The following is a 26,683-nucleotide window of genomic DNA, read 5'->3' on the forward strand; positions in this document are numbered from 1 at the left end:
TATGAAACAAGAGAAATCGCTTAAGGAAATCTTGCAATTTGTAGCCCCAGGCACACCAATCCGGGAAGGAATTGAAAACGTGCTGCGCGCAAAGACCGGGGGGCTAATTGTTGTAGGATTTAACGAAAAAATCAAACAAATTGTAGACGGGGGATTTTATATCAATTGCCCTTTTTCCCCCGCCTATTTATATGAACTTGCTAAAATGGATGGGGCCATTATTTTAAGTGACTCAGGGCAAAAAATTTTATACGCAAACGCACAGCTCGTTCCGGATACGAGCATAGAGGTAAGAGAAACAGGCATGAGGCATAGAACAGCTGAACGAGTAGCAAAGCAAACAGGAAATCTCGTAATTGCTATTTCTGAAAGAAGAAATGTCGTCACATTATATTTTGGCAATTCCCGCTATGCTTTGAGGGATATCGGCGTCATTTTGACGAAGGCCAATCAAGCTTTGCGGACGTTGGAAAAGTATAAATCTGCCACTGACCAATCCATTAATAATTTAGGATCTTTAGAGTTTGAAGATTTAGTCACGATCGATGAAGTGATCCTAGTTTTACATAGAATAGAAATGGTGCTACGAATTAAGAATGAAATTATTAATTATATTTACGAACTCGGTACAGAAGGGCAGCTGATTCAGCTTCAGATGACCGAGCTTTTAGCAGATATTGAAAAAGAAGCGGCTCTGCTTATCAAAGATTACAGCATGGAGCGGCTGAATGATCCGATTCCTATATTAAAGGAGCTGCAAGAATTGTCCAGCTCTGCATTATTAGATGATGCGGTTTTATTGAAGCTGCTCGGATATCCCCATTTTACCAATATGAATGAACCTGTTGTTCCTCGAGGATACCGGTTTTTGCATAAAATACCAAAGCTTCCTTCCGTTATTATTGAAAATTTAGTGACAACCTTTGAAAATTTGAAACAAATTGCAAATGCTACCGTAGAAAAGCTTGATGAAGTGGAAGGAATAGGTGAAGTTAGGGCGAGGAAAATTAAGGAAGGATTAAGGCGCCTCCAAGATCAGTATAACATTGCAAGGGAGCTCTAACACATCCTTTACAGTAATTTATCAATATTTTTACAATCCATGTTTTTAGATGTTTGAAAGGTTTGAAAGTGTATATAATGAAATAAAGGAGGTGGAGGTATGTTAAAACGAATTGTTCAAATATTTTTCTTTTTTGTTGGCGGAACGTTAGGTGTTTTGTTTATACCGGAATTATTATTTCTCTTAAATCTTGATGATGTTCCATTTCTGATGACACCATATATATTGGCGATATTAGGTGCAATTTTATTTTATATAACCTCCTTCTGGCTAGTGGATTATGTGGTGAATTGGATAAAATTTATAGAAGAGAAATTAGTGAAAGCTCCGGTTACGGATGTATTATTTGGCAGTTTAGGATTAATTTTTGGTCTGATTATTGCTTATTTAATTGGAATTTCATTATCCGAACTTCCATACCCAATTATCAATAACATTGTTCCGATCTTTTTAACCATAATTTTAGGATATTTAGGTTTTCAAATCGGATATAAAAAGCGCGACGAACTGTTGAACTTGTTTTCGATTACAGCAAGAATCAGCAAGAAGAAAGCCTCTCAAGAAGAAGAGGAAAATGTTGAAAAGAAAAGCTTAAAAATATTAGATACAAGTGTTATTATAGATGGCAGGATTGCAGATATTTGTCAAACAGGTTTTTTAGAAGGGACCATTATTATTCCTCAATTTGTGTTGGAGGAACTTCAGCATATAGCGGATTCTTCAGATGTGCTAAAAAGAAATCGAGGAAGAAGAGGTCTGGATATTTTAAATAAAATCCAAAAAGAGCTGAACATTCAAGTGGAAATATGGGAAGGCGACTTCGAAGATATACAAGAAGTCGACAGCAAGCTTGTAAAACTGGCAAAAATCATTCAAGGCGTTGTGGTCACAAACGATTTCAATTTAAATAAAGTATGTGAGCTCCAAAACGTCTCTGTTTTGAACATCAACGATTTAGCCAATGCGGTAAAACCGATTGTACTACCAGGGGAAGAGTTAAATGTCCAAGTAATTAAGGATGGAAAAGAGCATAACCAAGGTGTTGCTTATCTTGATGATGGCACGATGATTGTTGTCGAGGACGGAAGGGACTATATCGGGAAAAATATTGATATTCTCGTTACAAGCGTTCTTCAAACATCTGCCGGACGAATGATTTTTGCAAAGCCAAAGCTGCTGGAAAAAGCATTGTAATAAGGGAGAAAGAAGATGGAATATCGGGTTGTCATACCAGCTGCAGGGCAAGGGAAAAGAATGAGGGCAGGAAAAAATAAACAGTTTATCAAACTTAATTCTTTACCTGTGATTGTTCATACTTTAATGGTGTTTGAAAAAGATCCTCAATGCACCGAAATTGTTCTAGTCATAAACGAGAAAGAGCGTGAAGAATTTCTTTCTTTACTGAAAAAATATAAAATAAAAAAAGTGCAAAAACTAGTTCCCGGAGGACAGGAACGCCAATATAGTGTTTACAACGGGTTAAAAGCCGTTGAAGAAGATGGTATAATATTAATTCACGACGGAGCAAGACCTTTCATTCGCAGGGAAACCATACATCAGCTTGTTGAAAAGGCTCATTTAGAGGGCGCAGCGGTCGTAGCCGTTCCTGTAAAGGATACTGTGAAAAGGGTTCGTAATATGGAAGTCATTGATACTGTTGAACGTTCTAGCTTGTGGGCAGTTCAAACGCCACAAGCTTTTCGTCTTTCCATCGTATTAAAAGCTCATGAAGCGGCCAATAGGGATCAATTTGTAGGAACAGACGATGCAAGTCTTGTAGAAAGAATTGGCGAAAAAGTTTGTATTGTACATGGGGATTATTCAAATATAAAGCTTACAACCCCTGAAGATTTGATTTTTGCCCGTGCGATTTTAGAGAGTGAAAGAGGGGAAAGGGAATGATTCGGATTGGACAAGGTTTTGATGTTCATCAGCTTGTGGAAGGAAAACCGCTTATGATCGGTGGAGTCAACATTCCTTATGAAAAAGGATTGCTTGGACATTCTGATGCTGATGTTCTTCTTCATGCATTGACAGATGCCTGCTTGGGAGCGATTGGAGAAGGAGATATCGGCAAGCATTTTCCTGATACGGATCCTGCATATAAAGATATTGACTCGGCGAAATTGCTTCAAGAGGTATGGAACTTGGTAAAGGAGAAAGGCTATATATTAGGCAATGCGGATTGTACAATTATTGCTCAAAAACCCAAAATGGCGCCTTACATCCAACAAATGCGTACTAGAATTGCGGAGCTCTTGGAGGCTGAACTTGACCAAGTGAATGTTAAAGCAACGACGACGGAGGAGCTTGGGTTTACAGGACGCGGGGAAGGAATCGCTGCACAGTCAATCGTTTTATTGCAAAAGAAAAAGTAATCTTTGAACATCAATGGTTTGGTGGTACAATATTTTAAAGAATTACGGTTTGATTATTGGAGGGACAAAATATGGCTGACAACGGAATACGGGTTCGCTATGCACCGAGTCCGACGGGGCATTTACATATTGGAAACGCACGCACTGCATTATTTAATTATTTGTTCGCTAGAAGCCAAAATGGGAAATTTATTATCCGAATTGAAGATACCGATCAAAAGCGGAATATCGAAGGAGGAGAACAAAGCCAGCTTTTTTATTTAAAATGGCTTGGAATTGATTGGGACGAAAGCATAGACAAGGGCGGAGATTACGGTCCTTATCGACAATCGGAGCGGACAAGCATTTATGAAAAATATTATGAAGAGCTCTTGGAAAGAGACTTGGCGTATAAATGTTATTGTACGGAAGAGGAGCTTGAAAACGAGCGTCAAGCGCAAATCGATCGCGGTGAAATGCCAAGATATTCAGGGAAATGCGCACACCTTTCTAAAGAACAGCAAGAGGCACTCGAAAAAGAAGGACGGAAACCAAGCATTCGTTTCCGGGTTCCAAAAGGAAAAATATATAAATGGAACGATATCGTAAAAGGAGATATTTCTTTTGAGTCCGATGATTTTGGGGATTTTGTCATCGTGAAAAAAGACGGAACACCGACTTATAATTTTGCCGTCGCCGTCGACGATCATTTAATGGAAATCAGTCATGTGTTGCGCGGAGAAGACCATATCTCCAATACACCGAAGCAAATGATGATTTATGAAGCTTTTGGATGGGAACCGCCTGTTTTTGGTCATATGACGTTAATCGTCAATGAAAACAGAAAAAAATTAAGCAAGCGTGATGAGAGCATCATTCAATTTATTGAACAATATGCTGAATTAGGGTATTTGCCTGAAGCGCTCTTTAATTTTATCGGTTTGTTAGGATGGTCTCCTGTTGGGGAAGAAGAGATTTTCAGCAAAGAAGAGTTTATTAAAATTTTTGATCCAAACCGATTATCAAAATCACCTGCTGTTTTCGATACACTGAAATTAAAATGGATGAACAATCAGTACATGAAAAAGCTTGATCTCGAAAAAGTAGTCGACCTTTCGCTGCCCCACCTTGTAAAAGCCGGGCGCATCAGTGAAAATATGTCAGAAGATGAAAGAGATTGGGTGCAACGTCTCATTTCCCTGTATCAAGAGCAAATGAGCTATGGTGCAGAAATTGTCGAATTAAGCGAAATGTTTTTTAAGGAAGAGATAGAGATCGATGAAGAAGGAAAACTTGTGCTTCAAGAAGAACAAGTTCCTTCCGTGTTAAGCGCATTTTTGGAAGAAGTGAAAGCAATTCAAGATTTCAAAGCAGATGAAATCAAAAAAGCGATTAAGTCAGTTCAAAAAGCGACAGGTCAAAAGGGGAAAAAATTGTTCATGCCGATTCGCGTTGCGACGACCGGACAGACACACGGTCCTGAGCTGCCGCTTGCCCTTGAGCTCTTAGGAAAAGAAAAGATTATCACAAGGCTGGAAAAAGCACTAGATTAACTTTTTAAAAAAATTGTAATATAGTATGTATGAACAGATGACGGAAAAACGTTGAGAAGGAGAAGTAAGAAAGCAAACGGCTTTTCAGAGAGAACCTCCTTTGGCTGAAAGAGGTTTAAGCACGCGCTTTCTGAAATGCCCCTTCGAGTCTTTTGTCGAAACCAGCGGGAGTAGACAAAAGCGGAGACTCACCGTTATAAGAGTTAAAGTTGAGGGAAAAGAAAAGCTATACTTTTCCCTAAACAGAGTGGAACCGCGCTTATTTGCGTCTCTGTATCTACAGAGGCGCATTTCTTTTTCAGTAGGGTATTATGATTACTTTTTATGGGAGGGAGAAAAATATGTGGAAAATATTAAAAGAAGATGTGGAAGTCGTTTTTGACCAAGACCCTGCTGCGAGATCTTATTTAGAAGTAATCTTAACTTATTCAGGCCTTCACGCCATATGGGCTCATCGGTTGGCGCATGCGTTTTACAAACGGAAATTATACTTTATCGCCAGGGTCATTTCGCAAATAAGCCGCTTTTTCACGGGAATTGAAATCCACCCTGGTGCCAAAATCGGTCGTCGTTTTTTCATCGATCATGGCATGGGTGTCGTTATTGGCGAGACTTGTGAAATTGGCGATAATGTTACTGTATATCAAGGAGTTACATTAGGCGGAACAGGTAAAGAAAAGGGGAAACGGCATCCTACCATCAAAAATAATGTTCTCATTGCAGCGGGCGCGAAGGTATTAGGATCTATTACGATTGGAGAAAACTCGAAAATTGGCGCAGGTTCTGTCGTTTTGCGCGATGTTCCGGATAATTCGACTGTTGTAGGCATTCCGGGGAGAGTTGTTGTGCAAAACGGGAAAAAGGTGAGAAAAGATTTAAATCATAGAGATTTGCCGGATCCTATTTCAGATAAATTCAAAGAGCTTGAAAAAGAAATAGGAAAATTAAAGGCAGAATTAGATAATCTGAAAAAAAAGGAGGGCGTTCAATGAGTATCAAAATTTATAATACATTATCCAGGAAAAAGGAAGAATTTATTCCTTTAGAGGACAACAAGGTAAAGATGTATGTTTGCGGTCCTACCGTTTACAACTATATTCACATCGGAAATGCTAGACCAGCCATTGTATATGATACAGTTCGTCGATATTTGGAGTACAGAGGGTACGATGTGAAATATGTGTCGAATTTTACCGATGTGGATGATAAATTGATTAAAGCTGCAAATGATTTGGGCGAAACGGTTCCGGAGATTGCAGAACGATTTATTAAGGCCTATTTTTCTGATATTGATGCACTGGGATGCAAAAGAGCGGATGTTCATCCTCGTGTGACGGAAAATATGGAGACAATCATTGAATTCATCCAAGCTCTCATTGACAAAAATTATGCCTATGAAGTCGACGGAGATGTGTATTATAAAACACGGTATTTTAAGGAATACGGAAAGCTTTCGCATCAATCAATAGATGAGCTTCGTGCCGGTGCCAGAATACAAATTGGCGAAAAAAAGAGAGATCCGCTTGATTTTGCACTTTGGAAAGCAGCAAAAGAAGGGGAAATTTCATGGGATAGCCCTTGGGGAAAAGGACGTCCTGGCTGGCATATTGAATGCTCCGCAATGGCAAGAAAATATTTAGGGGATACAATTGATATTCATGCAGGCGGCCAAGATTTAACTTTTCCGCATCATGAAAATGAGATCGCACAATCCGAAGCGCTTACCGGCAAACCTTTTGCGAAATATTGGATGCATAACGGTTATATTAATATCAACAATGAGAAGATGTCTAAATCACTCGGAAATTTTATTCTTGTTCAAGATGTTTTAAAGCAGTATGACCCACAAGTATTTCGATTTTTTATGCTGTCTGTACACTACCGACATCCTATCAATTATTCGAAAGAACTTTTGGATAGTACAAAAAACGGATTGGAAAGAATCCGCACCTCATATATCAATTTAAAGCATCGGCTGGAAAGTAGTGCGAATCTCACTGATGATGATGAAAAATGGCTGGAAGAAATCAGCCGGCTAAAGAAGGAATTTATTCATGAAATGGACGACGATTTCAATACGGCGAATGCTATATCTGTCATTTTCGATTTAGTGAAACATGCAAACTATTATTTGGAAAGAAAAAACACCTCCGAAAAAGTAATTAAGGCATTTTTGCAGCTATTTAATGAATTTGGCGATGTATTAGGTTTGACATTTGATGTTCAAGAGCTGCTGGACGAAGACATTGAAAGGCTGATAAACGAGCGAAATCAAGCTAGAAAAGAAAGAAATTTTGCTTTAGCCGACAAAATTCGAGATCAGCTCAAGGAAATGAACATTATATTGGAAGATACGCCTCAAGGAACAAGGTGGAAAAGAGGATAAATATGATTGAGCTTGAAAAAATAAAAGAAGCACGGCAGCTTAACGGTCTTGTTTTAGCATATATGGGCGATGCTGTATATGAAGTATTTGTCAGGCATCATCTGTTATCAAAAGGAACTGTCAAACCGGGCCAGCTTCATAAATTGGCGAAGTCGTTTGTTTCGGCCAAAGCGCAGGCAGCGATTTTAAAAACATTAACTGACAACGGCTTTTTCAATGAAGAAGAGCTGGAAATAATGAAAAGAGGGCGAAATGCCAAGTCAAACACGGTGCCGAAAAATACCGATGTACAAACATACCGATACAGCACGGCTTTCGAATCTTTAATCGGCTATCTTTTTTTAACAGGTGATCAAGATCGGCTAAACGATGTCATAGATGCTGCAATCGCTGCAACATACGAGAAAGGGGGAGTTGAACGTGGCGGATGAATATATATACGGGAAGAATTCGGTTATCGAAGCATTGAAATCGAACAGGGATATTAACAAAGTGTTTATTGCGGAAAATTCATATACTAAACAAGCGCAGCAAATTATAATGCTGGCGAAAAATAAAGGGGTAGCAGTTCAATTCGTTCCAAAGAAAAAGCTCGATCAGATCGTTTCGGGCAGCCACCAAGGAGTCATTGCACAAGTTGCTGCGTATAAGTATACGGATTTTGAAGATTTGTTCAAATTGTCTGACGAACGCGGGGAAGCGCCCTTTTTTCTGATTCTAGATGAAATTGAAAATCCAGCTAATCTCGGGTCGATTATGAGAACAGCTGATGCTGCTGGAGTGCACGGCATTATTATTCCAAAAAACCGGGCGGTCGGTTTAACCAATGTAGTGGCAAAAACGTCAACGGGAGCAATTGAATATGTTCCCGTAGTCCGCGTGACAAATTTGGCGCGCACGATTGACGAGCTGAAAAACAGAGGTATATGGATTTACGGCACTGATGCAAAAGGGGAAGACGATTATCGGACAATTGATGGAAAACTGCCTGTTGCATTAGTAATCGGCAGTGAAGGGAAAGGGATCAGCCGCTTAGTAAAAGAAAAGTGCGACTTCCTTGTGAAAATCCCGATGGTTGGTCATGTTACTTCTTTGAACGCCTCCGTTGCTGCCAGTCTATTAATGTATGAAGTTTTTCGTAAACGGCGGCCATCAGGAGAGTAGCCAATGGATATTTTATTAGTCGATGGATACAACATTATTGGTGCTTGGCCTGATCTGCAAAAATTAAAAGATGAAAACAATTTGGAGGATGCAAGGAAGATCCTGATCAACAAGATGGCCGAATATCAAGCATACACGGGGATGAAGGTGATTGTCGTTTTTGATGCTCATTTAGTGAAAGGAATTGAAAAAAAATATTTAGATAATCGCGTGGAAATTATTTTCACGAGAGAAAATGAAACCGCTGATGAACGGATTGAAAAGCTAGCCAAAACATTAAAAAATATTAAGACGAAAATTTATGTAGCAACATCCGACTATATAGAACAATGGACGATTTTTTCCCAGGGAGCTTTGAGAAAATCGGCGCGCGAGCTATATAACGAAGTGGTGTCTATTGAAGAAAGCATTCGAAAAAAAATTCAGCAAATTCAGGGCGAGCGCCCCGCTTCGAAGATTCGCCTTTCTTATGAAGTTGCCGAAAGGTTCGAAAAATGGAGAAGAGGAGATTTATCGTAATTTTGACATAAGTTGACGTTTATGGAAATCTTGCAGTATAATATGTCTAATAATTGTATGCGCGGTCGGGGTGATTTGCATGAGTGTTCAAGACAACAAGGGGGAAAAAATAAAAAAATTGCAGAAGCTTGAAGATGAACAAATTGTAGAGCTCGTCCACAAAGGCGACAGCGCTGCATTGGATTTCTTGATCACAAAATACCGGAACTTTGTGCGGGCCAAGGCAAGATCCTACTTTCTCATCGGGGCGGATCGTGAGGATATAATTCAAGAGGGGATGATTGGATTATATAAAGCGATTCGTGACTTTAAAGAGGACAAGCTTACCTCCTTTAAGGCATTTGCCGAGTTGTGCATTACCCGCCAAATGATTACTGCCATTAAAACTGCTACCCGTCAAAAACATATTCCTCTAAACTCGTATGTTTCATTGGATAAACCCATTTATGATGAAGAGTCAGATCGCACACTGATGGATGTAATATCTGGAGCAAAAGTAATGGATCCAGAAGAACTCATCATTAACCAGGAAAAGTTTGATGATATAGAATTGAAAATGGGGGAAATATTATCTGATCTTGAACGGAAAGTGTTGTCCCTTTATTTGGAAGGTCGTTCCTATTTAGAAATTTCAGAAAAATTAAACAGGCATGTAAAATCTATTGACAATGCCTTGCAACGGGTGAAAAGAAAGCTAGAAAGATACTTAGAGCTGAGGGAATTTACTTCATAACTCATTGACATAAAAATTGCCATTATGTTACTGTTTAATAGAGTAAGTATCGGTAGGTGTAATATGAGGAAAAAAATAGTTCTAGCTTGTTCTCAATGCGGCAGCCGAAATTATTCAACGATGAAAAAGGCGACCGAAGAACGGTTGGAAATCAAAAAGTTTTGTAAAACGTGCCAAGCTCATACCACTCATCGGGAAACAAAGTAAATTGCACGATTCTTGGATTTCTGGAGGTAAACAAATGCAGCGCTTGACTGGATTTTTTCGAGATGTCGTAAAAGAAATGAAAAAGGTCAGCTGGCCGAAAAGAAAGGAATTGGTTCGCTATACGATTACGGTCATTACAACGGTAGCCTTTTTTGCTATATTTTTTGCTATTGTCGACTTAGGAATTTCTGAGTTATTAAGGCTTATTCTTGAATAAAAGCCTTTTATCCATGATATAATAGATATTATTCATAAGTCCGTCAGTAAACCCGGTAAACGGGTTTTTTCATTGCCTAAAAATGAAATGGGGAGGGAAGGACAAGGTCCTCTGATATGGAAAAGAACTGGTATGTTGTGCATACATATTCCGGCTATGAAAATAAAGTAAAAGCGAATTTAGAAAAACGCGTAGAGTCAATGGGCATGCAGGACAAAATTTTTCGTGTGATCGTCCCTGAAGAAGAAGAAATGGATATGAAAAGCGGAAAGAAAAAAGTGACGAAAAAAAAGGTTTTCCCTGGGTATGTTTTAGTAGAGCTCATCATGACGGATGATTCATGGTATGTGGTTCGCAACACTCCCGGAGTTACCGGATTCGTCGGCTCTGCAGGGTCTGGATCTAAACCAACTCCACTTTTGCCGGAAGAAGTACAGGCAATTTTCAAACGCATGGGAATAGAAGAGACTCGTGTGGAAGTTGATTTTGAATTAAAAGAAACGGTAAAAGTAAATGACGGCCCGTTTGCTAATTTCACAGGCGTTATCGAAGAAATCGATACAGATAGAAAAAAAGTCAAAGTTCTCGTCAATATGTTTGGGCGTGAAACACCAGTTGAACTAGATTTTTCCCAAGTTTCCAAATTGTAAAATGTAGAAAAACAAACTTGAAATCATTAATTAAAAATGGTAATATTTCTTAAGTCGATATGTCTCTGAAAGAGACTGAATGATGCATTAATCTTTCTCTCATTCATATAAAGAAGGATGTTGCATGAGTGGGAGGGTTTTACCCTATTACCACATCACGGACTTAAGGAGGTGTGTCTCGTGGCTAAAAAAGTGATTAAAATCGTGAAATTGCAGATTCCTGCAGGTAAAGCTAATCCTGCGCCGCCAGTAGGGCCTGCTCTCGGTCAAGCTGGGGTTAATATCATGGGATTCTGTAAAGAGTTCAACGCTCGCACGGCTGATCAAGCTGGCTTAATTATTCCTGTTGAAATTACGGTATTTGAAGACCGTTCATTTACATTTATTACGAAAACTCCGCCTGCTGCCGTTCTTTTGAAAAAAGCAGCTGGAATTGAATCGGGTTCTGGTGAACCGAATCGTAATAAAGTGGCAACAATTAAACGCGATAAAGTTCGCGAAATTGCCGAAACGAAAATGCCTGACTTAAATGCAGCTAGCGTTGAAGCAGCAATGCGTATGGTTGAAGGCACAGCCCGAAGCATGGGCATTGTGATCGAAGACTAATCAATATGCATTGGTGTAGTAGGTTGCGAGTTTGTTTATTCAAGTTCGCAACCTTTATTCGTGGGAGGTTATTCCGCTAAAACCACATAAGGAGGAAAATGATATGGCAAAAAGAGGTAAAAAATATTTAGAAGCTGCAAAGCTTGTTGATCGTTCAAAAGCTTATGACGTAAAAGAAGCAATTGAATTAGTAAAGAAAACGAATATCGCAAACTTTGATGCGACAGTTGAAGTTGCATTCCGACTTGGCGTTGATCCTCGTAAAAACGATCAGCAAATCCGCGGGGCTGTTGTGCTGCCGAACGGTACAGGTAAAACACAACGTGTATTAGTGTTCGCTAAAGGGGAAAAAGCAAAAGAAGCGGAAGCTGCTGGTGCGGATTATGTCGGCGACAGCGACTACATCAATAAAATTCAACAAGGCTGGTTTGACTTCGATGTTGTTGTGGCTACCCCTGATATGATGGGTGAAGTCGGTAAACTTGGACGTATTTTAGGTCCTAAAGGTTTAATGCCAAACCCTAAAACAGGAACGGTAACATTTGAAGTTGAAAAAGCTGTCAAAGAAATTAAAGCTGGTAAAGTTGAATACCGTGTAGATAAAGCTGGGAACGTTCATGTTCCAATCGGAAAAACTTCTTTTGACAGTGAAAAATTAGTTGAAAACTTTACAACAATCTACGATGCGCTATTAAAAGCAAAACCGGCAGCGGCAAAAGGCACTTACATGAAAAACGTTTCTGTAACGTCTACAATGGGACCTGGAATTAAAGTGGATCCTTCCAGCTTTGTCGTGAAATAATCAAACCGGTTTGACAAGCAGGGTGTATTTTAGTAAAATAAAAATGTTGTGTAATTAAATAGAATTCATTTATACCGTAGACAGTAGGTGCCGAAAGGCTTAATATCCTACCGAGGTGTATGATATAGATTAAGCGGAACGTTTGCTTATTTGTACGATACCTCCATGTCTGCGGGCATGGAGGTATTTCATTTCACCGGCGGTATAAGTGTTCATTTTCAATTTGCAGGAGGTGTAAACAAATGAGCAGCGCAATTGAAAAGAAGAAACAGATCGTTGAAGAAATTGCAGCCAAATTCCGTGAAAGCGTCTCTACTGTTATCGTAGATTACCGCGGTCTTAATGTAGCGGAAGTAACGGAATTGCGCAAAAGACTTCGTGAAGCAAATATAGAGTTCAAGGTTTACAAAAATACGTTAACTCGCCGTGCTGTTGAACAAGCAGAAATTTCTGGATTAGAAGAAGTGCTGACTGGTCCAAACGCTATCGCATTTAGCACTGAAGATGTCGTGGCGCCTGCTAAAATTTTGAATGATTTTGCAAAAGAGCATGAAGCGCTTGAGATTAAAGCTGGCGTCATCGAAGGCAATGTTGCAACAGTTGATGAAATTAAAGCGATTGCTGACCTTCCATCTCGCGAAGGCTTGCTTTCTATGTTGCTTTCTGTACTGCAAGCTCCTATTCGCAACTTTGCACTTGCAACAAAAGCAGTTGCAGATCAAAAAGAAGAGCAAGGCGCTTAAAGCAAATTTTCGTATTAAACTATTAGCAATTTAAAACATAAGGAGGAAAAACAAATGACAAAAGAACAAATTATTGAAGCGATAAAAGAAATGACTGTTCTTGAACTTAACGACTTAGTAAAAGCAATCGAAGAAGAATTTGGCGTAACTGCTGCTGCTCCTGTTGCTGTGGTTGGTGGCGCTGGCGGCGGTGAAGCTGCTGCAGAAAAAACTGAATTCGATGTTATTCTTGCTAATGCAGGTGCACAAAAAATTAAAGTTATCAAAGTTGTTCGTGAAATCACTGGCCTTGGCTTAAAAGAAGCAAAAGAATTAGTTGACAACACTCCAAAACCATTAAAAGAAGGCATATCTAAAGAAGAAGCTGAAGAACTTAAAGCAAAACTTGAAGAAGTTGGAGCAGAAGTTGAAGTTAAGTAAAAGCTGTTAAATAAATAGAAAAGCTCGCTGATTCATTGGCGGGCTTTTCTTTTATGTATGAATTTCTGCCCGTAGAAAATACTCCTAAAAAAGGGGTGCAGAAAATGAGCGAACATTATTTTTCGGAAAAACCGGAAGTGGAAAGCAATAGGAGAAAAATTGAGTGCACGTTGAGAAATCATCCATTTGCGTTCATGACCGACCGCGGAGTTTTTTCAAAACGGGAGGTTGATTTTGGAACGCAGCTATTAATTGAAACTTTCGCTGCTCCCGAAATTCCAGGAGATATTTTGGATGTAGGCTGCGGATACGGACCGATCGGATTGTCAATTGCAAAATCGGAACCTGATAGAATGATTGATATGATCGATATAAATGAAAGGGCAATCGAACTTGCAGAACTGAATGCTCGAATAAACAACATTCAAAATGTCCGTGTGTTTCAAAGCAATTTGTTTGAAAAGCTGGAAGGGAAATGGTATGCTGCTATTTTAGCAAACCCTCCCATTCGAGCTGGAAAACAAGTCGTCCATCATATATTTGAAAAAAGCTTTGATCATTTAAAAGACCATGGAGAGCTTTGGATCGTTATCCAAAAAAAGCAGGGGGCTCCTTCCGCTAAACAAAAGCTGGAGACTCTGTTTCGTTCGGTAGAAGTGGCAGAGAGAAAAAAAGGCTATTATATTTTTAAAGCAAAAAAAGATTGACCTGCAATCCAGGATATGTTAACATTATAAAATGCCAATATATTAATTTCCATTTGTAGCTAAATTTTTTCTTGGATGTATAGAACCAATCCATTAAGGAAAAAATAATAAAATCAACTATTTCTGCGCAGTGGTTTTCTTTTTTCATAAAGAAAATCCTTTTTCTTTTTACTTGTAATAGTATTTATTTTATTATATAAAACATGGAATGCTATTTACAAGATATTATTATGCTGATTTGAGGGGTGACTCAGTTGACAAGTCAACTAGTTCAGTACGGACGACACCGCCAACGCAGAAGTTATGCGCGTATTAAAGAAGTGTTGGAATTACCTAATCTTATTGAAATCCAAACCTCTTCGTATCAGTGGTTTCTTGATGAGGGTCTTCGTGAAATGTTTCAAGACATATCTCCTATCGAAGATTTCACTGGTAACCTCTCGCTTGAGTTTATTGACTACAGCTTAGGTGAACCGAAATACTCCGTTGAAGAAGCAAAAGAACGCGATGTTACTTATTCTGCCCCGCTGCGGGTAAAAGTGCGCCTAATTAATAAAGAAACAGGCGAAGTGAAAGATCAAGATGTATTTATGGGCGATTTTCCGCTTATGACGGAAACTGGCACATTTGTGATCAATGGCGCAGAACGAGTAATTGTTTCCCAATTAGTCCGTTCACCTAGTGTTTACTACAGCGACAAAATTGATAAAAACGGTAAGAAGGGCCTTACAGCTACCGTCATTCCAAACCGTGGCGCTTGGTTAGAGTACGAAACAGATGCAAAAGATGTTATATATGTCCGCATTGATCGCACTCGCAAATTACCAGTTACGGTTCTTTTACGTGCCCTTGGGTTTGGCTCTGATCAAGAAATCATCGATGTGTTCGGAGAAAATGAATATTTAAGAAATACGTTGGATAAAGACAATACCGAAAGCCCAGAAAAGGCGCTTCTTGAAATTTACGAACGCCTGCGTCCTGGTGAACCGCCAACAGTTGAAAATGCAAAAAGCTTATTGATCTCCCGTTTCTTTGATCCGAAAAGATATGATTTAGCAAGTGTCGGCAGATATAAAATTAACAAGAAACTTCATATCAAAAACCGACTCTTTAATCAACGATTAGCAGAAACTCTAGTCGACCCTGAAACTGGAGAAATCATTGCTGAAAAAGGAACTATTATTGATAGAAGAACGCTGGATAAAATTTTGCCTTACCTTGAAAAAGGAATAGGTTTTAAAAAATTTACTCCTGATGGTGGAGTAGTTGATGAAGACATCACGTACCAATCTATTAAAATTTATGCTCCAAACGATCCGGATGGAGAAAAAATTCTCAACGTTGTTGGCAACGCAAACATTGATGAAAGTGTAAAAAACATTACGCCAGCAGACATTATTGCGTCCATCAGCTACTTCTTTAATTTGCTATATGGAGTAGGAAATACAGATGATATTGACCATCTAGGAAACCGCCGTCTTCGTTCGGTAGGGGAGCTTTTGCAAAACCAGTTCCGAATCGGACTTTCACGGATGGAGCGTGTTGTGAGGGAAAGAATGTCCATTCAGGATGCCAATACGATTACTCCGCAGCAATTAATCAACATCCGTCCAGTAATTGCGGCCATTAAAGAATTTTTTGGTAGCTCCCAATTGTCCCAATTCATGGATCAAACAAATCCTCTTGCAGAACTGACGCATAAGCGCCGTTTATCTGCATTGGGACCTGGCGGACTCACACGTGAACGAGCAGGCTTTGAAGTTCGCGACGTCCATTATTCCCATTATGGACGCATGTGTCCAATTGAAACGCCTGAAGGTCCAAATATCGGATTGATTAACTCATTATCAACATATGCAAAAGTAAACCGTTTCGGTTTTATTGAAACGCCGTATAGAAGAGTTGACCCTGAAACAGGGAAGGTAACAGACCGAATTGACTATTTGACAGCTGACGAAGAAGATAACTATGTTGTTGCTCAGGCTAACGTGCCAGTAGCAGAGGATGGAACGTTTTTAGAAGATAATATTGTTGCCCGTTTCCGCGGGGAAAACATAGTGGTGAAAAAAGATCGTGTCGACTACATGGACGTTTCGCCTAAGCAAGTTGTATCAGCAGCAACAGCTTGTATCCCGTTCTTGGAAAACGATGACTCCAACCGTGCATTAATGGGTGCGAACATGCAGCGCCAAGCTGTTCCTTTGCTTCAACCAGAAGCGCCTATTGTTGGTACCGGAATGGAGTATGTATCGGCTAGAGACTCTGGAGCAGCTGTCATCTGCAAGCACGCAGGCGTTGTCGAACGAGTTGAAGCCAACAGAATTTTAGTTCGCCGTTATGAAGAAGTGGACGGCCAAAAGGTTAAAGGTGATCTCGACGAGTACAAATTGTTGAAATTCGTCCGTTCCAACCAAGGAATGTGCTACAATCAGCGCCCAATTGTATCTGTTGGAGACGAAGTCGAGAAAGGCGAAATTTTAGCTGACGGTCCTTCCATGGAAAAGGGAGAGCTTGCTTTAGGCCGAAATGTACTTGTCGCCTTTATGACATGGGATGGATATAACTATGAAGATGCCATCATCATGAGCGAGCGTCTTGTAAAAGAAGACGTCTATACTTCCATCCATATTGAAGAATATGAGTCTGAGTCCCGTGATACAAAATTGGGTCCGGAAGAAATCACTCGTGATATTCCAAATGTCGGTGAAGACGCTCTTCGCAACTTGGATGAACGAGGCATTGTCCGCATTGGAGCAGAAGTTAAAGACGGCGACTTGCTTGTTGGGAAAGTAACGCCAAAAGGAGTTACAGAACTGACTGCTGAAGAACGATTATTGCACGCTATTTTTGGAGAAAAAGCACGTGAGGTTCGTGATACATCACTTCGTGTTCCGCATGGGGGCGGAGGTATTGTTCTTGATGTAAAAGTGTTTAACCGTGAAGACGGAGATGAACTGCCTCCAGGTGTCAACCAGCTGGTGCGTGTATACATTGTACAGAAGCGTAAAATCTCTGAAGGAGATAAAATGGCAGGCCGCCATGGAAACAAAGGGGTTATTTCCCGAATTCTCCCTGAGGAGGACATGCCGTTTTTGCCGGATGGAACACCAGTTGACATCATGTTAAATCCATTAGGAGTACCTTCCCGGATGAACATCGGGCAAGTATTGGAATTGCACCTAGGAATGGCGGCTAAGAAGCTGGGCATTCATGTTGCAACTCCGGTATTCGATGGTGCGACAGAAGAAGATGTATGGTCAACAATTGAAGAAGCTGGGATGGCCCGTGATGCGAAAACGGTCCTTTACGATGGCCGCACTGGGGAACCTTTCGATAATCGCGTGTCTGTCGGAATCATGTATATGATCAAACTGGCGCACATGGTTGACGATAAACTGCATGCTCGTTCCACAGGTCCATACTCGCTTGTTACACAGCAACCGCTCGGCGGTAAAGCACAGTTCGGTGGACAGCGGTTCGGAGAAATGGAGGTTTGGGCTTTAGAAGCCTATGGAGCAGCATATACATTGCAAGAAATCCTTACTGTAAAATCAGACGATGTTGTCGGTCGTGTAAAAACATACGAGGCAATCGTAAAAGGCGAAAATGTGCCTGAACCTGGAGTTCCTGAATCTTTCAAAGTATTAATTAAGGAGCTTCAAAGCTTAGGACTGGATGTTAAAATTCTCTCAAGCGATGAACAAGAAATCGAAATGAGAGAATTGGAAGATGAGGTAAATTCCACCCAGTCAGATAGCCTCTCTTTAACGACTGATACAATCGAAGAGGAAATTGTTGATAAAGAAGAAAAAGATGCAGTTGCCAAAGAGTAAAGGAATTTTTTGCTACGGAAGATAAAAAGGGAGGTAGGCCCCTTGCTGGATGTAAATAATTTTGAGTATATGCACATCGGTCTTGCTTCACCTGATAAAATTCGTTCATGGTCATATGGTGAAGTGAAAAAACCAGAAACGATCAACTATCGTACTTTAAAGCCTGAAAAAGACGGTTTGTTTTGTGAACGTATATTCGGTCCGACAAAAGATTGGGAATGCCACTGCGGAAAATATAAACGGGTTCGCTATAAAGGCGTAGTATGCGATCGATGCGGTGTTGAGGTTACGCGAGCAAAAGTGCGTCGGGAGAGAATGGGGCATATCGAACTTGCTGCCCCTGTCTCTCATATTTGGTATTTCAAAGGGATTCCAAGCCGTATGGGACTAGTTCTTGACATGTCACCTCGAGCATTGGAAGAAGTTATTTATTTTGCCTCTTACGTCGTGACAGATCCTGGGGACACACCACTTGAAAAGAAACAGCTTTTATCTGAAAAAGAGTATCGCACATACCGCGAGAAATACGGAAATGCCTTCCAAGCATCAATGGGTGCGGAAGCAATTAAAAAATTATTGCAAGATATCAATCTTGATAAAGAAGTAGAAGCGTTAAAAGAAGAGCTTAAATCTTCTCAAGGCCAGCGGCGCACAAGAGCGATTAAACGCCTTGAAGTGATGGAGGCATTCAGAAATTCCGGAAATGACCCTTCATGGATGGTGTTGGATGTACTTCCTGTCATTCCGCCTGAATTGCGGCCGATGGTTCAATTGGATGGCGGACGCTTTGCAACTTCCGATTTGAACGATTTGTATCGCCGTGTTATTAACCGAAACAATCGTTTAAAAAGACTGTTGGATCTTGGAGCGCCAAGTATCATCGTGCAAAATGAGAAACGGATGCTTCAAGAGGCTGTTGACGCACTTATTGACAATGGACGCCGTGGTCGTCCAGTTACTGGACCGGGAAATCGTCCACTGAAGTCACTCTCTCATATGCTGAAAGGAAAGCAAGGACGCTTCCGTCAAAACCTGTTAGGAAAACGGGTTGACTACTCTGGACGTTCCGTTATCGTTGTCGGCCCAAATCTGAAAATGTATCAATGCGGTTTGCCAAAGGAAATGGCGCTTGAGCTCTTTAAGCCTTTTGTCATGAAGGAGCTTGTTGAAAAAGGGCTGGCACATAACATTAAAAGCGCCAAACGGAAAATTGAACGCGTCCATCCTGAAGTTTGGGATGTGTTGGAGGAAGTCATTAAAGAACATCCGGTTCTGCTTAACCGGGCACCGACTTTGCACAGATTAGGAATCCAAGCGTTCGAACCGACGTTAGTCGAAGGGCGCGCCATTCGTCTACATCCGTTGGTATGTACAGCCTATAATGCCGACTTCGACGGTGACCAAATGGCTGTTCACGTTCCGTTATCGGCAGAAGCACAAGCAGAAGCAAGGCTGTTAATGCTTGCGGCTCAAAACATTTTAAATCCGAAAGACGGAAAACCTGTTGTTACGCCTTCACAAGATATGGTGTTGGGGAACTATTACTTAACAATGGAACGTGAAGGAGCGATCGGAGAAGGGAAAATTTTCAAAGATCCTGATGAGGCGCTCATTGCCTATCAAAACGGCCATGTACATTTGCATACACGAATTGCAGTACATGCAGGTTCCTTAAAGAACGAAACATTTACAGAAGAACAAAATAAAAAGCTTCTGATTACAACGGTAGGAAAATTAATATTCAACGAAATACTGCCGAATTCGTTCCCGTATATTAATGAGCCGTCAACTAAGAACATTCAAGAATGCACGCCTGATAAATATTTTGTTGATCCGGCACAGGTAGATGTGCGGGAGCACATTAAAAACCAAGAAATCATTCCTCCATTTAAAAAAGGAATTTTAGGAAAAATTATTGCCGAAGTCTTTAAGAGATTCCATATTACTGAAACATCGAAGATGCTTGACCGCTTAAAAGATTTAGGCTTTAAATATTCGACTAAAGCCGGAATTACAATCGGTGTTTCTGATATTGTTGTGTTGGCGGAAAAAGAAGCAATTTTAAAAGAGGCGCAAGCTAAAGTTGACAATGTCTTGAAGCAATTCAGACGCGGATTAATCACTGAAGATGAGCGGTACGATCGTGTTATCTCTATTTGGAGTGCTGCTAAAGACACCATTCAAAGCAAGCTGATGAATTCATTAGATAAGCGGAATCCGATTTTCATGATGAGCGATTCAGGAGCTCGCGGAAATGCATCTAACTTCACGCAGCTTGCGGGAATGCGCGGACTGATGGCTAACCCTGCTGGACGAATTATTGAGCTTCCGATTAAATCGAGTTTTAGAGAAGGTTTGACAGTGTTAGAATACTTCATCTCGACCCATGGTGCCAGAAAAGGTCTGGCAGATACAGCATTAAAAACTGCTGACTCCGGTTATTTAACACGCCGCCTTGTAGATGTTGCGCAAGATGTGATTATTCGTGAGGAAGACTGCGGAACAGACAGAGGAATTTTAGCGAGAGCGCTGAAAGACGGTTCAGAAGTTATTGAAAAACTTGAGGAACGGATTATCGGACGATATGCAAGAAGATCGGTTGTTCATCCTGAAACGGGCGAAGTGCTTGTCAGGGAAAATGAAATGATTACCGAAGACATAGCAGCTCAAATTGTCAATGCAGGGATAGAAGAAGTTTGGATTCGCTCTGCATTCACATGTAATACAAGACATGGTGTATGTAAAAAATGTTATGGACGGAACTTGGCTACCGGCATTGATGTCGAAGTAGGCGAAGCGGTAGGAATTATCGCTGCTCAATCGATCGGAGAGCCGGGTACACAGCTGACGATGCGTACTTTCCACACCGGTGGGGTTGCCGGCGACGACATTACCCAAGGTTTGCCTCGTGTTCAAGAATTGTTTGAAGCCCGTAATCCAAAAGGGCAAGCGGTTATTTCAGAAATTGACGGGGTAGTTGCTGAAATTAATGAAGTGAGAGATAAGCAGCAAGAAATTGTCGTCCGCGGTGAAGTGGAAACACGCACATACACGGCGCCATTTAACGCCCGCTTAAAAGTAGCTGTGGGGGACCGTGTAGAACGCGGCCAAGAAATTACGGAAGGTTCAATAGATCCAAAAGAATTGTTGAAAGTAAAAGACATTTTAGCCGTTCAAGAATATTTGCTTCGTGAAGTGCAAAAAGTGTACAGAATGCAAGGTGTGGAAATCGGCGATAAACATATTGAAGTAATGGTGCGGCAAATGCTGCGGAAAGTCCGTGTCATCGATTCCGGCGATACGGATGTTCTGCCGGGAACACTCCTTGACGTTCATCAATTTACAGAAGCAAATAAAAAGGTGCTTTTGGAAGGAAAACGCCCTGCAACAGGACGTCCGGTATTGCTCGGTATTACAAAGGCATCGCTTGAAACGGAGTCCTTCTTGTCTGCCGCATCATTCCAAGAGACAACACGCGTATTAACGGATGCGGCCATTAAAGGAAAACGGGATGAACTGTTAGGCTTGAAGGAAAATGTTATTATCGGTAAGCTTGTTCCGGCTGGAACAGGAATGCAGCTCTATAGAAAAATAAAACCGGTCATGAATAAAAAATCCGTTGACGAAACGATTTCGGTTGAATAATTGTCGGGGAAAAGATGGATGCCGTAAAATGCACAGTTGACATCCATCTTTTCCAATGTTAATATTATCAAGGTGTGTAAATATCACCTGTCACTTTGGAGGATATGAAATATGTCTTATGAAAAAGTAGCACAGGCTGAAAAGATTATTATTGGTACAAAGCAAACAGTGAAAGCTCTGAAAAATGACACTGTAAAGGAAGTTATCATTGCAGTGGATGCTGACCCGAAAGTGACAAACAAAGTGGTTCAGCTGGCTGAAGAGAAAGAAGTTCCTTTAATTAAGGTCGATTCTATGAAGAAGCTCGGAAAAGCTTGCGGAATAGAAGTTGGAGCGGCAGCTGTTGCAATTATAAAATAAACATTGTTTTTGTAGATTTCTGCAAAAACAATTGTTTTTACCAAATTATGAACCGCCTGGATGTGTGGGTTTGAAAAAACGTTTGAAGGGAGGAAATGTATATGCCTACAATTAACCAATTAGTGCGAAAAGGCCGCACGCGCAAAGTAGTAAAATCAAAATCTCCTGCGTTAAACAAAGGATACAACAGCTTCAAAAAAGACCAGACAAATTTATCTTCGCCGCAAAAACGAGGAGTATGTACACGTGTTGGAACAATGACACCTAAAAAACCAAACTCAGCTCTTCGTAAATATGCACGTGTCCGCTTGTCAAACGGAATTGAAGTAACAGCTTATATTCCGGGGATCGGACATAACCTGCAAGAGCACAGCGTTGTGCTAATCCGCGGCGGACGTGTAAAAGACTTGCCTGGTGTCCGCTATCATATCGTACGCGGAGCTCTTGACACAGCTGGAGTTGAAAACCGTAAGCAAGGCCGTTCCAAATATGGAACGAAACGTCCTAAAAACTAAAAGATAATATAATAAATACAGAATGAAGGGAGGAATTTAGTGATGCCACGTAAAGGACCTGTACCAAAACGTGACGTACTACCAGATCCAATTTACAATTCAAAATTAGTAACTCGTCTGATTAATAAAATCATGATTGACGGTAAAAAAAGCAAAGCGCAAAAAATTCTTTACAATGCATTTGATATCGTGAGAGAACGAACTGGCAAAGATCCAATGGAAGTGTTTGAACAAGCGTTAAAAAATATTATGCCAGTATTAGAAGTTCGTGCACGCCGTGTAGGGGGCGCAAACTACCAAGTACCTGTAGAGGTTCGTCCTGAACGCCGCACAACTTTGGGTCTTCGCTGGTTAGTAAACTATGCCCGCCTTCGTGGTGAAAGAACGATGGAAGAACGTCTTGCGGCTGAAATCATTGACGCAGCAAACAACACAGGTGCGGCAGTGAAAAAGCGTGAAGATACACATAAAATGGCTGAAGCGAATAGAGCATTTGCACATTACCGCTGGTAATAAACATAATATTTATCAATACCCATGAAGGAAGGAGAAATTACCCGATGCCAAGAGAGTTCTCCTTAGAAAAAACTCGCAATATCGGTATTATGGCGCACATTGATGCTGGTAAGACGACAACGACTGAGAGAATTTTGTTCTATACAGGCCGCATTCACAAAATCGGGGAGACTCACGAAGGAGCTTCCCAAATGGACTGGATGGAGCAAGAACAAGAACGCGGTATTACCATTACATCTGCCGCTACAACAGCTCAATGGAAGGGACATCGGATCAATATTATTGATACGCCAGGGCACGTAGACTTCACGGTTGAAGTTGAACGTTCTTTGAGAGTCCTAGACGGAGCAGTTGCAGTTCTTGATGCTCAGTCTGGTGTTGAGCCGCAAACGGAAACAGTTTGGCGCCAAGCAACAACATACGGAGTGCCGCGCATTGTATTTGTTAACAAAATGGATAAAATCGGCGCAGACTTTTTATACTCTGTCAAAACACTTCACGATCGCTTAGAGGCTAACGCACACCCTATTCAGCTGCCGATTGGAGCAGAAGATCAATTTGAAGGTATCATTGACCTTGTGGAAATGAAAGCATATTACTATCTGGATGATCTAGGTACGCGTTCGGAAGCTCGTGAAATTCCAGACGAGTATAAAGAACAAGCAGAAGAGCTGCACACTCGATTGATTGAAGCAGTTGCAGAGCTTGATGAAGAATTGATGATGAAGTACCTTGAAGGAGAGGAAATTTCCGTTGACGAGCTTAAAGCAGCTATCCGTAAAGGTACTTGTAACGTTGAGTTTTATCCTGTTTTATGCGGCTCAGCTTTTAAAAACAAAGGCGTGCAGCTAATGCTGGATGCGGTAATTGATTACTTGCCATCGCCAATCGATGTGCCACCGATAAAAGGCGTCATCCCTGATACAGAGGAAGAAACAGTTCGCAAATCAAGCGACGATGAACCATTTGCTGCATTGGCGTTTAAAGTAATGACAGACCCATATGTAGGAAAATTAACTTTCTTCCGCGTATATTCAGGAACATTAAGTTCCGGTTCATACGTATCCAATTCCACAAAAGGTAAACGTGAACGGATTGGACGTATTCTACAAATGCACGCGAATCACCGCGAAGAAATTCCAATGGTATATGCAGGTGATATTGCTGCTGCAGTTGGTTTAAAAGATACAACAACTGGAGATACTCTATGTGATGAAAACCATCCGGTTATTTTAGAATCGATGGAGTTTCCAGAGCCTGTTATCAGAGTTGCGATTGAACCAAAATCAAAAGCAGACCAAGACAAAATGTCAACAGCATTGCAAAAACTATCTGAAGAAGACCCAACATTCAAATCGCATACGGATCCGGAAACTGGCCAAACAATTATTGCCGGTATGGGCGAACTTCACCTTGACATTATCGTTGACCGTATGAAACGTGAATTTAAAGTTGAGTGTAATGTCGGTGCGCCACAAGTTGCGTATCGCGAAACATTCCGCTCATCCGCACAAGTTGAAGGTAAATTCGTACGTCAATCAGGCGGACGCGGACAATACGGCCACGTTTGGATCGAATTCAGTCCAAATGAAGAAGGAAAAGGATTTGAATTCGAAAACGCAATTGTCGGTGGTGTCGTTCCACGCGAGTACATCCCAGCGGTTCAGGCTGGTTTGGAAGATGCTATGCAAAACGGTGTGCTTGCAGGCTATCCGTTAATTGACATTAAAGCTAAACTTTTTGATGGGTCTTACCACGATGTTGACTCAAGTGAGATGGCGTTTAAAATTGCCGCTTCACTTGCCCTTAAAAATGCTGCTCAAAAATGTAACCCGGTACTCCTTGAGCCAATTATGAAAGTTGAAGTAATTGTACCTGAAGAGTACATGGGAGACATCATGGGTGATATCACTTCACGCCGTGGACGTGTGGAAGGAATGGAAGCACGTGGAAATGCACAAGTTGTAAAAGCAATGGTTCCACTTGCTGAAATGTTTGGTTATGCAACCGCACTTCGTTCCAATACACAAGGACGCGGTACATTTACGATGCACTTCGATCATTACGAAGAGGTGCCTAAAAACATTGCAGAAGAAATTATCAAAAAAAATAAAGGCGAATAATTGATTTTCAACCATTGTTCAAGTATAAATACTTATGTAGCCCTTGGATGCGGATGCACTTGCGCCGCCTCCAAGTATTCTATATATTTATTTAAAATGAAACATATTTTTTTAAGGAGGAAAAATTACTTATGGCTAAAGCGAAATATGAACGCTCTAAACCACATGTTAACATTGGTACAATCGGCCACGTTGACCATGGTAAAACTACTTTGACTGCAGCTATTACTACTGTTCTTGCAAAACAAGGTAAAGCTGAAGCTCGTGCATATGATCAAATTGACGGTGCTCCAGAAGAACGTGAACGCGGAATCACGATTTCAACTGCACACGTAGAATACGAAACTGACAACCGCCACTATGCACACGTTGACTGCCCTGGACACGCAGACTATGTTAAAAACATGATCACTGGTGCTGCTCAAATGGACGGCGCTATCCTAGTTGTTTCTGCTGCTGACGGTCCTATGCCGCAAACTCGTGAGCACATTCTTTTATCTCGCCAAGTAGGTGTGCCTTACATCGTTGTATTCTTAAACAAATGCGATATGGTAGACGACGAAGAATTATTAGAACTAGTTGAAATGGAAGTTCGTGACCTTCTTTCTGAATATGACTTCCCTGGCGACGATGTACCTGTTATCAAAGGTTCTGCGCTTAAAGCACTTGAAGGAGATGCTGAATGGGAAGAAAAAATCATTGAATTAATGAACGCAGTTGACGAATACATCCCAACTCCAGAACGCGATACAGAAAAACCTTTCATGATGCCTGTTGAAGACGTATTCTCTATCACTGGTCGCGGTACAGTTGCAACTGGTCGTGTAGAACGCGGCGTTGTAAAAGTTGGTGACGAAGTAGAAATCGTTGGTTTAGCTGAAGAATCTAAGAAAACAACTGTTACTGGTGTTGAAATGTTCCGTAAGCTTCTTGATCAAGCTGAAGCTGGAGACAACATCGGTGCTTTACTTCGCGGTATCGCACGTGACGAAGTAGAACGCGGTCAAGTTTTAGCAAAACCTGGTTCTATCACACCGCACAAAAAATTCAAAGCACAAGTTTACGTTCTTTCTAAAGAAGAAGGTGGACGTCATACTCCATTCTTCTCTAACTACCGTCCACAATTCTATTTCCGTACTACAGACGTAACTGGAATTATCACTCTTCCAGAAGGTGTAGAAATGGTAATGCCTGGAGATAACGTTGAAATGACTGTTGAACTCATTTCTCCAGTTGCGATTGAAGACGGTACGAAATTCTCTATCCGCGAAGGCGGTCGTACTGTAGGTGCAGGATCTGTTTCAGCTATCCTTGACTAATTGAAAAAAGCGAGTCGAATAGGCTCGCTTTTTTTATTATAAATATGAAGTCTGCAAAGCATTAACTTTTAAAGAAACAACACTAAATTTTATAGGAAATCCTGAATTTTTCTTGCATTAGACACCTGTTTTTTATATAATGTATAACGTTGGTCTTTGACTGCGATGAAGCGGGAGGTTGCTGATACACCCGGCCGCTTTGCCATGGCGGGCGTACAGGAAATTCTCGTGGAGAATTGTCTATG

Annotated in this window: 26 protein-coding genes and 2 other annotated features; all 26 genes read left to right on the forward strand. The window is 40.9% G+C overall.

All coding sequences use genetic code 11. The features are described from left to right. The first annotated feature begins 1 nt into the window (after position 1). The 26 genes from disA (at position 2) to tuf (ending at position 26,438) form a co-directional block, all read left to right on the forward strand. Positions 2 to 1,063, forward strand: a complete 1,062-nt coding sequence (disA, locus tag NSQ44_RS00620; protein ID WP_340854451.1) for a DNA integrity scanning diadenylate cyclase DisA — start codon at positions 2 to 4, stop codon at positions 1,061 to 1,063. Between the two features lie 99 nt (positions 1,064 to 1,162). Further along, the gene (locus tag NSQ44_RS00625; RefSeq protein ID WP_340854453.1) at positions 1,163 to 2,257 is read left to right on the forward strand and encodes a PIN/TRAM domain-containing protein; all 1,095 of its coding nucleotides are present in this window, start codon (positions 1,163 to 1,165) and stop codon (positions 2,255 to 2,257) included. 15 nt (positions 2,258 to 2,272) lie between these two features. Further along, positions 2,273 to 2,965, forward strand: coding sequence for a 2-C-methyl-D-erythritol 4-phosphate cytidylyltransferase (gene ispD, locus NSQ44_RS00630; protein WP_063387134.1), 693 nt, complete (start codon positions 2,273 to 2,275; stop codon positions 2,963 to 2,965). Next, complete coding sequence (ispF, locus tag NSQ44_RS00635; RefSeq protein WP_340854455.1) at positions 2,962 to 3,441, forward strand: 2-C-methyl-D-erythritol 2,4-cyclodiphosphate synthase; 480 nt, start codon at positions 2,962 to 2,964, stop codon at positions 3,439 to 3,441. Before ispD ends, ispF begins: the two co-directional genes overlap by 4 nt. A gap of 71 nt (positions 3,442 to 3,512) precedes the next feature. Next, positions 3,513 to 4,973 (forward strand): glutamate--tRNA ligase, encoded by a 1,461-nt coding sequence (gltX, locus tag NSQ44_RS00640; protein WP_340854457.1) that lies wholly within the window; start codon positions 3,513 to 3,515, stop codon positions 4,971 to 4,973. Between the two features lie 42 nt (positions 4,974 to 5,015). Further along, positions 5,016 to 5,249: a binding site (T-box leader), on the forward strand. Between the two features lie 35 nt (positions 5,250 to 5,284). Then, positions 5,285 to 5,965, forward strand: coding sequence for a serine O-acetyltransferase (gene cysE, locus NSQ44_RS00645; RefSeq protein WP_327863047.1), 681 nt, complete (start codon positions 5,285 to 5,287; stop codon positions 5,963 to 5,965). Beyond that, positions 5,962 to 7,359 carry a cysteine--tRNA ligase gene (gene cysS / locus NSQ44_RS00650; protein ID WP_340854460.1) on the forward strand — a complete coding sequence of 466 codons (1,398 nt, stop codon included), beginning with the start codon at positions 5,962 to 5,964 and terminating at the stop codon, positions 7,357 to 7,359. The genes cysE and cysS overlap by 4 nt, the downstream gene beginning before the upstream one ends. 2 nt (positions 7,360 to 7,361) lie before the next feature. Then, positions 7,362 to 7,790, forward strand: coding sequence for a Mini-ribonuclease 3 (locus tag NSQ44_RS00655; protein WP_117017141.1), 429 nt, complete (start codon positions 7,362 to 7,364; stop codon positions 7,788 to 7,790). After that, a complete protein-coding gene (gene rlmB, locus NSQ44_RS00660) occupies positions 7,738 to 8,523 on the forward strand; it encodes a 23S rRNA (guanosine(2251)-2'-O)-methyltransferase RlmB (protein ID WP_063387140.1) in 786 nt (261 codons plus the stop codon). The genes NSQ44_RS00655 and rlmB overlap by 53 nt, the downstream gene beginning before the upstream one ends. A gap of 3 nt (positions 8,524 to 8,526) precedes the next feature. Beyond that, positions 8,527 to 9,042, forward strand: a complete 516-nt coding sequence (locus tag NSQ44_RS00665; RefSeq protein WP_063387141.1) for an NYN domain-containing protein — start codon at positions 8,527 to 8,529, stop codon at positions 9,040 to 9,042. 79 nt (positions 9,043 to 9,121) lie between these two features. Beyond that, positions 9,122 to 9,775 (forward strand): RNA polymerase sporulation sigma factor SigH, encoded by a 654-nt coding sequence (gene sigH, locus NSQ44_RS00670; protein ID WP_094244875.1) that lies wholly within the window; start codon positions 9,122 to 9,124, stop codon positions 9,773 to 9,775. 63 nt (positions 9,776 to 9,838) lie between these two features. Further along, positions 9,839 to 9,982: a 50S ribosomal protein L33 gene (gene rpmG / locus NSQ44_RS00675; protein WP_082829425.1), complete on the forward strand. Its 144-nt coding sequence runs from the start codon at positions 9,839 to 9,841 to the stop codon at positions 9,980 to 9,982. Positions 9,983 to 10,016: 34 nt separating this feature from the next. Continuing rightward, entirely contained in the window at positions 10,017 to 10,199 is a 183-nt protein-coding gene (gene secE / locus NSQ44_RS00680) for a preprotein translocase subunit SecE (RefSeq protein WP_063387143.1), read from the forward strand. A gap of 116 nt (positions 10,200 to 10,315) precedes the next feature. Continuing rightward, entirely contained in the window at positions 10,316 to 10,849 is a 534-nt protein-coding gene (nusG, locus tag NSQ44_RS00685; protein WP_340854463.1) for a transcription termination/antitermination protein NusG, read from the forward strand. A 180-nt stretch (positions 10,850 to 11,029) separates the two neighbouring features. Beyond that, positions 11,030 to 11,455, forward strand: coding sequence for a 50S ribosomal protein L11 (gene rplK, locus NSQ44_RS00690; protein ID WP_063387145.1), 426 nt, complete (start codon positions 11,030 to 11,032; stop codon positions 11,453 to 11,455). Positions 11,456 to 11,558: 103 nt separating this feature from the next. Then, a complete protein-coding gene (gene rplA / locus NSQ44_RS00695; RefSeq protein WP_063387146.1) occupies positions 11,559 to 12,257 on the forward strand; it encodes a 50S ribosomal protein L1 in 699 nt (232 codons plus the stop codon). 56 nt (positions 12,258 to 12,313) lie between these two features. Then, positions 12,314 to 12,456 (forward strand) — a sequence feature (ribosomal protein L10 leader region). A gap of 43 nt (positions 12,457 to 12,499) precedes the next feature. After that, positions 12,500 to 13,000 (forward strand): 50S ribosomal protein L10, encoded by a 501-nt coding sequence (rplJ, locus tag NSQ44_RS00700; protein WP_063387147.1) that lies wholly within the window; start codon positions 12,500 to 12,502, stop codon positions 12,998 to 13,000. Positions 13,001 to 13,054: 54 nt separating this feature from the next. Beyond that, positions 13,055 to 13,420, forward strand: a complete 366-nt coding sequence (rplL, locus tag NSQ44_RS00705) for a 50S ribosomal protein L7/L12 (protein WP_340854466.1) — start codon at positions 13,055 to 13,057, stop codon at positions 13,418 to 13,420. Between the two features lie 104 nt (positions 13,421 to 13,524). After that, the gene (locus NSQ44_RS00710) at positions 13,525 to 14,127 is read left to right on the forward strand and encodes a class I SAM-dependent methyltransferase (RefSeq protein WP_311066739.1); all 603 of its coding nucleotides are present in this window, start codon (positions 13,525 to 13,527) and stop codon (positions 14,125 to 14,127) included. 254 nt (positions 14,128 to 14,381) lie between these two features. Continuing rightward, positions 14,382 to 17,960 carry a DNA-directed RNA polymerase subunit beta gene (gene rpoB, locus NSQ44_RS00715; RefSeq protein ID WP_340854468.1) on the forward strand — a complete coding sequence of 1,193 codons (3,579 nt, stop codon included), beginning with the start codon at positions 14,382 to 14,384 and terminating at the stop codon, positions 17,958 to 17,960. A gap of 42 nt (positions 17,961 to 18,002) precedes the next feature. Next, on the forward strand, positions 18,003 to 21,605 hold the full coding sequence (rpoC, locus tag NSQ44_RS00720) for a DNA-directed RNA polymerase subunit beta' (RefSeq protein WP_340854471.1): 3,603 nt from the start codon (positions 18,003 to 18,005) through the stop codon (positions 21,603 to 21,605). A gap of 111 nt (positions 21,606 to 21,716) precedes the next feature. Then, positions 21,717 to 21,965: a 50S ribosomal protein L7ae-like protein gene (locus NSQ44_RS00725; RefSeq protein ID WP_063387152.1), complete on the forward strand. Its 249-nt coding sequence runs from the start codon at positions 21,717 to 21,719 to the stop codon at positions 21,963 to 21,965. Positions 21,966 to 22,066: 101 nt separating this feature from the next. Further along, positions 22,067 to 22,480 (forward strand): 30S ribosomal protein S12, encoded by a 414-nt coding sequence (rpsL, locus tag NSQ44_RS00730; RefSeq protein WP_340854473.1) that lies wholly within the window; start codon positions 22,067 to 22,069, stop codon positions 22,478 to 22,480. Positions 22,481 to 22,522: 42 nt separating this feature from the next. Continuing rightward, complete coding sequence (gene rpsG / locus NSQ44_RS00735) at positions 22,523 to 22,993, forward strand: 30S ribosomal protein S7 (protein ID WP_063387154.1); 471 nt, start codon at positions 22,523 to 22,525, stop codon at positions 22,991 to 22,993. A gap of 47 nt (positions 22,994 to 23,040) precedes the next feature. Further along, positions 23,041 to 25,119: an elongation factor G gene (gene fusA, locus NSQ44_RS00740; protein WP_063387155.1), complete on the forward strand. Its 2,079-nt coding sequence runs from the start codon at positions 23,041 to 23,043 to the stop codon at positions 25,117 to 25,119. Between the two features lie 131 nt (positions 25,120 to 25,250). Beyond that, positions 25,251 to 26,438 (forward strand): elongation factor Tu, encoded by a 1,188-nt coding sequence (tuf, locus tag NSQ44_RS00745; RefSeq protein WP_063387156.1) that lies wholly within the window; start codon positions 25,251 to 25,253, stop codon positions 26,436 to 26,438. Positions 26,439 to 26,683 lie beyond the last annotated feature (245 nt).

Origin of the sequence: Aeribacillus sp. FSL M8-0254 (assembly GCF_038008845.1) — a bacterium.
GTDB classification, from domain to species: Bacteria; Bacillota; Bacilli; order Bacillales; family Aeribacillaceae; genus Aeribacillus; species Aeribacillus composti.

Coding starts and splice junctions, on each gene's coding strand:
- disA (WP_340854451.1), top strand. CDS start 2: ATGAAACAAGAGAAATCGCTTAAGGAAATCTTGCAATTTGTAGCCCCA.
- NSQ44_RS00625 (WP_340854453.1), top strand. CDS start 1,163: ATGTTAAAACGAATTGTTCAAATATTTTTCTTTTTTGTTGGCGGAACG.
- ispD (WP_063387134.1), top strand. CDS start 2,273: ATGGAATATCGGGTTGTCATACCAGCTGCAGGGCAAGGGAAAAGAATG.
- ispF (WP_340854455.1), top strand. CDS start 2,962: ATGATTCGGATTGGACAAGGTTTTGATGTTCATCAGCTTGTGGAAGGA.
- gltX (WP_340854457.1), top strand. CDS start 3,513: ATGGCTGACAACGGAATACGGGTTCGCTATGCACCGAGTCCGACGGGG.
- cysE (WP_327863047.1), top strand. CDS start 5,285: ATGATTACTTTTTATGGGAGGGAGAAAAATATGTGGAAAATATTAAAA.
- cysS (WP_340854460.1), top strand. CDS start 5,962: ATGAGTATCAAAATTTATAATACATTATCCAGGAAAAAGGAAGAATTT.
- NSQ44_RS00655 (WP_117017141.1), top strand. CDS start 7,362: ATGATTGAGCTTGAAAAAATAAAAGAAGCACGGCAGCTTAACGGTCTT.
- rlmB (WP_063387140.1), top strand. CDS start 7,738: ATGCTGCAATCGCTGCAACATACGAGAAAGGGGGAGTTGAACGTGGCG.
- NSQ44_RS00665 (WP_063387141.1), top strand. CDS start 8,527: ATGGATATTTTATTAGTCGATGGATACAACATTATTGGTGCTTGGCCT.
- sigH (WP_094244875.1), top strand. CDS start 9,122: ATGAGTGTTCAAGACAACAAGGGGGAAAAAATAAAAAAATTGCAGAAG.
- rpmG (WP_082829425.1), top strand. CDS start 9,839: ATGAGGAAAAAAATAGTTCTAGCTTGTTCTCAATGCGGCAGCCGAAAT.
- secE (WP_063387143.1), top strand. CDS start 10,017: ATGCAGCGCTTGACTGGATTTTTTCGAGATGTCGTAAAAGAAATGAAA.
- nusG (WP_340854463.1), top strand. CDS start 10,316: ATGGAAAAGAACTGGTATGTTGTGCATACATATTCCGGCTATGAAAAT.
- rplA (WP_063387146.1), top strand. CDS start 11,559: ATGGCAAAAAGAGGTAAAAAATATTTAGAAGCTGCAAAGCTTGTTGAT.
- rplJ (WP_063387147.1), top strand. CDS start 12,500: ATGAGCAGCGCAATTGAAAAGAAGAAACAGATCGTTGAAGAAATTGCA.
- rplL (WP_340854466.1), top strand. CDS start 13,055: ATGACAAAAGAACAAATTATTGAAGCGATAAAAGAAATGACTGTTCTT.
- NSQ44_RS00710 (WP_311066739.1), top strand. CDS start 13,525: ATGAGCGAACATTATTTTTCGGAAAAACCGGAAGTGGAAAGCAATAGG.
- NSQ44_RS00725 (WP_063387152.1), top strand. CDS start 21,717: ATGTCTTATGAAAAAGTAGCACAGGCTGAAAAGATTATTATTGGTACA.
- rpsL (WP_340854473.1), top strand. CDS start 22,067: ATGCCTACAATTAACCAATTAGTGCGAAAAGGCCGCACGCGCAAAGTA.
- rpsG (WP_063387154.1), top strand. CDS start 22,523: ATGCCACGTAAAGGACCTGTACCAAAACGTGACGTACTACCAGATCCA.
- fusA (WP_063387155.1), top strand. CDS start 23,041: ATGCCAAGAGAGTTCTCCTTAGAAAAAACTCGCAATATCGGTATTATG.
- tuf (WP_063387156.1), top strand. CDS start 25,251: ATGGCTAAAGCGAAATATGAACGCTCTAAACCACATGTTAACATTGGT.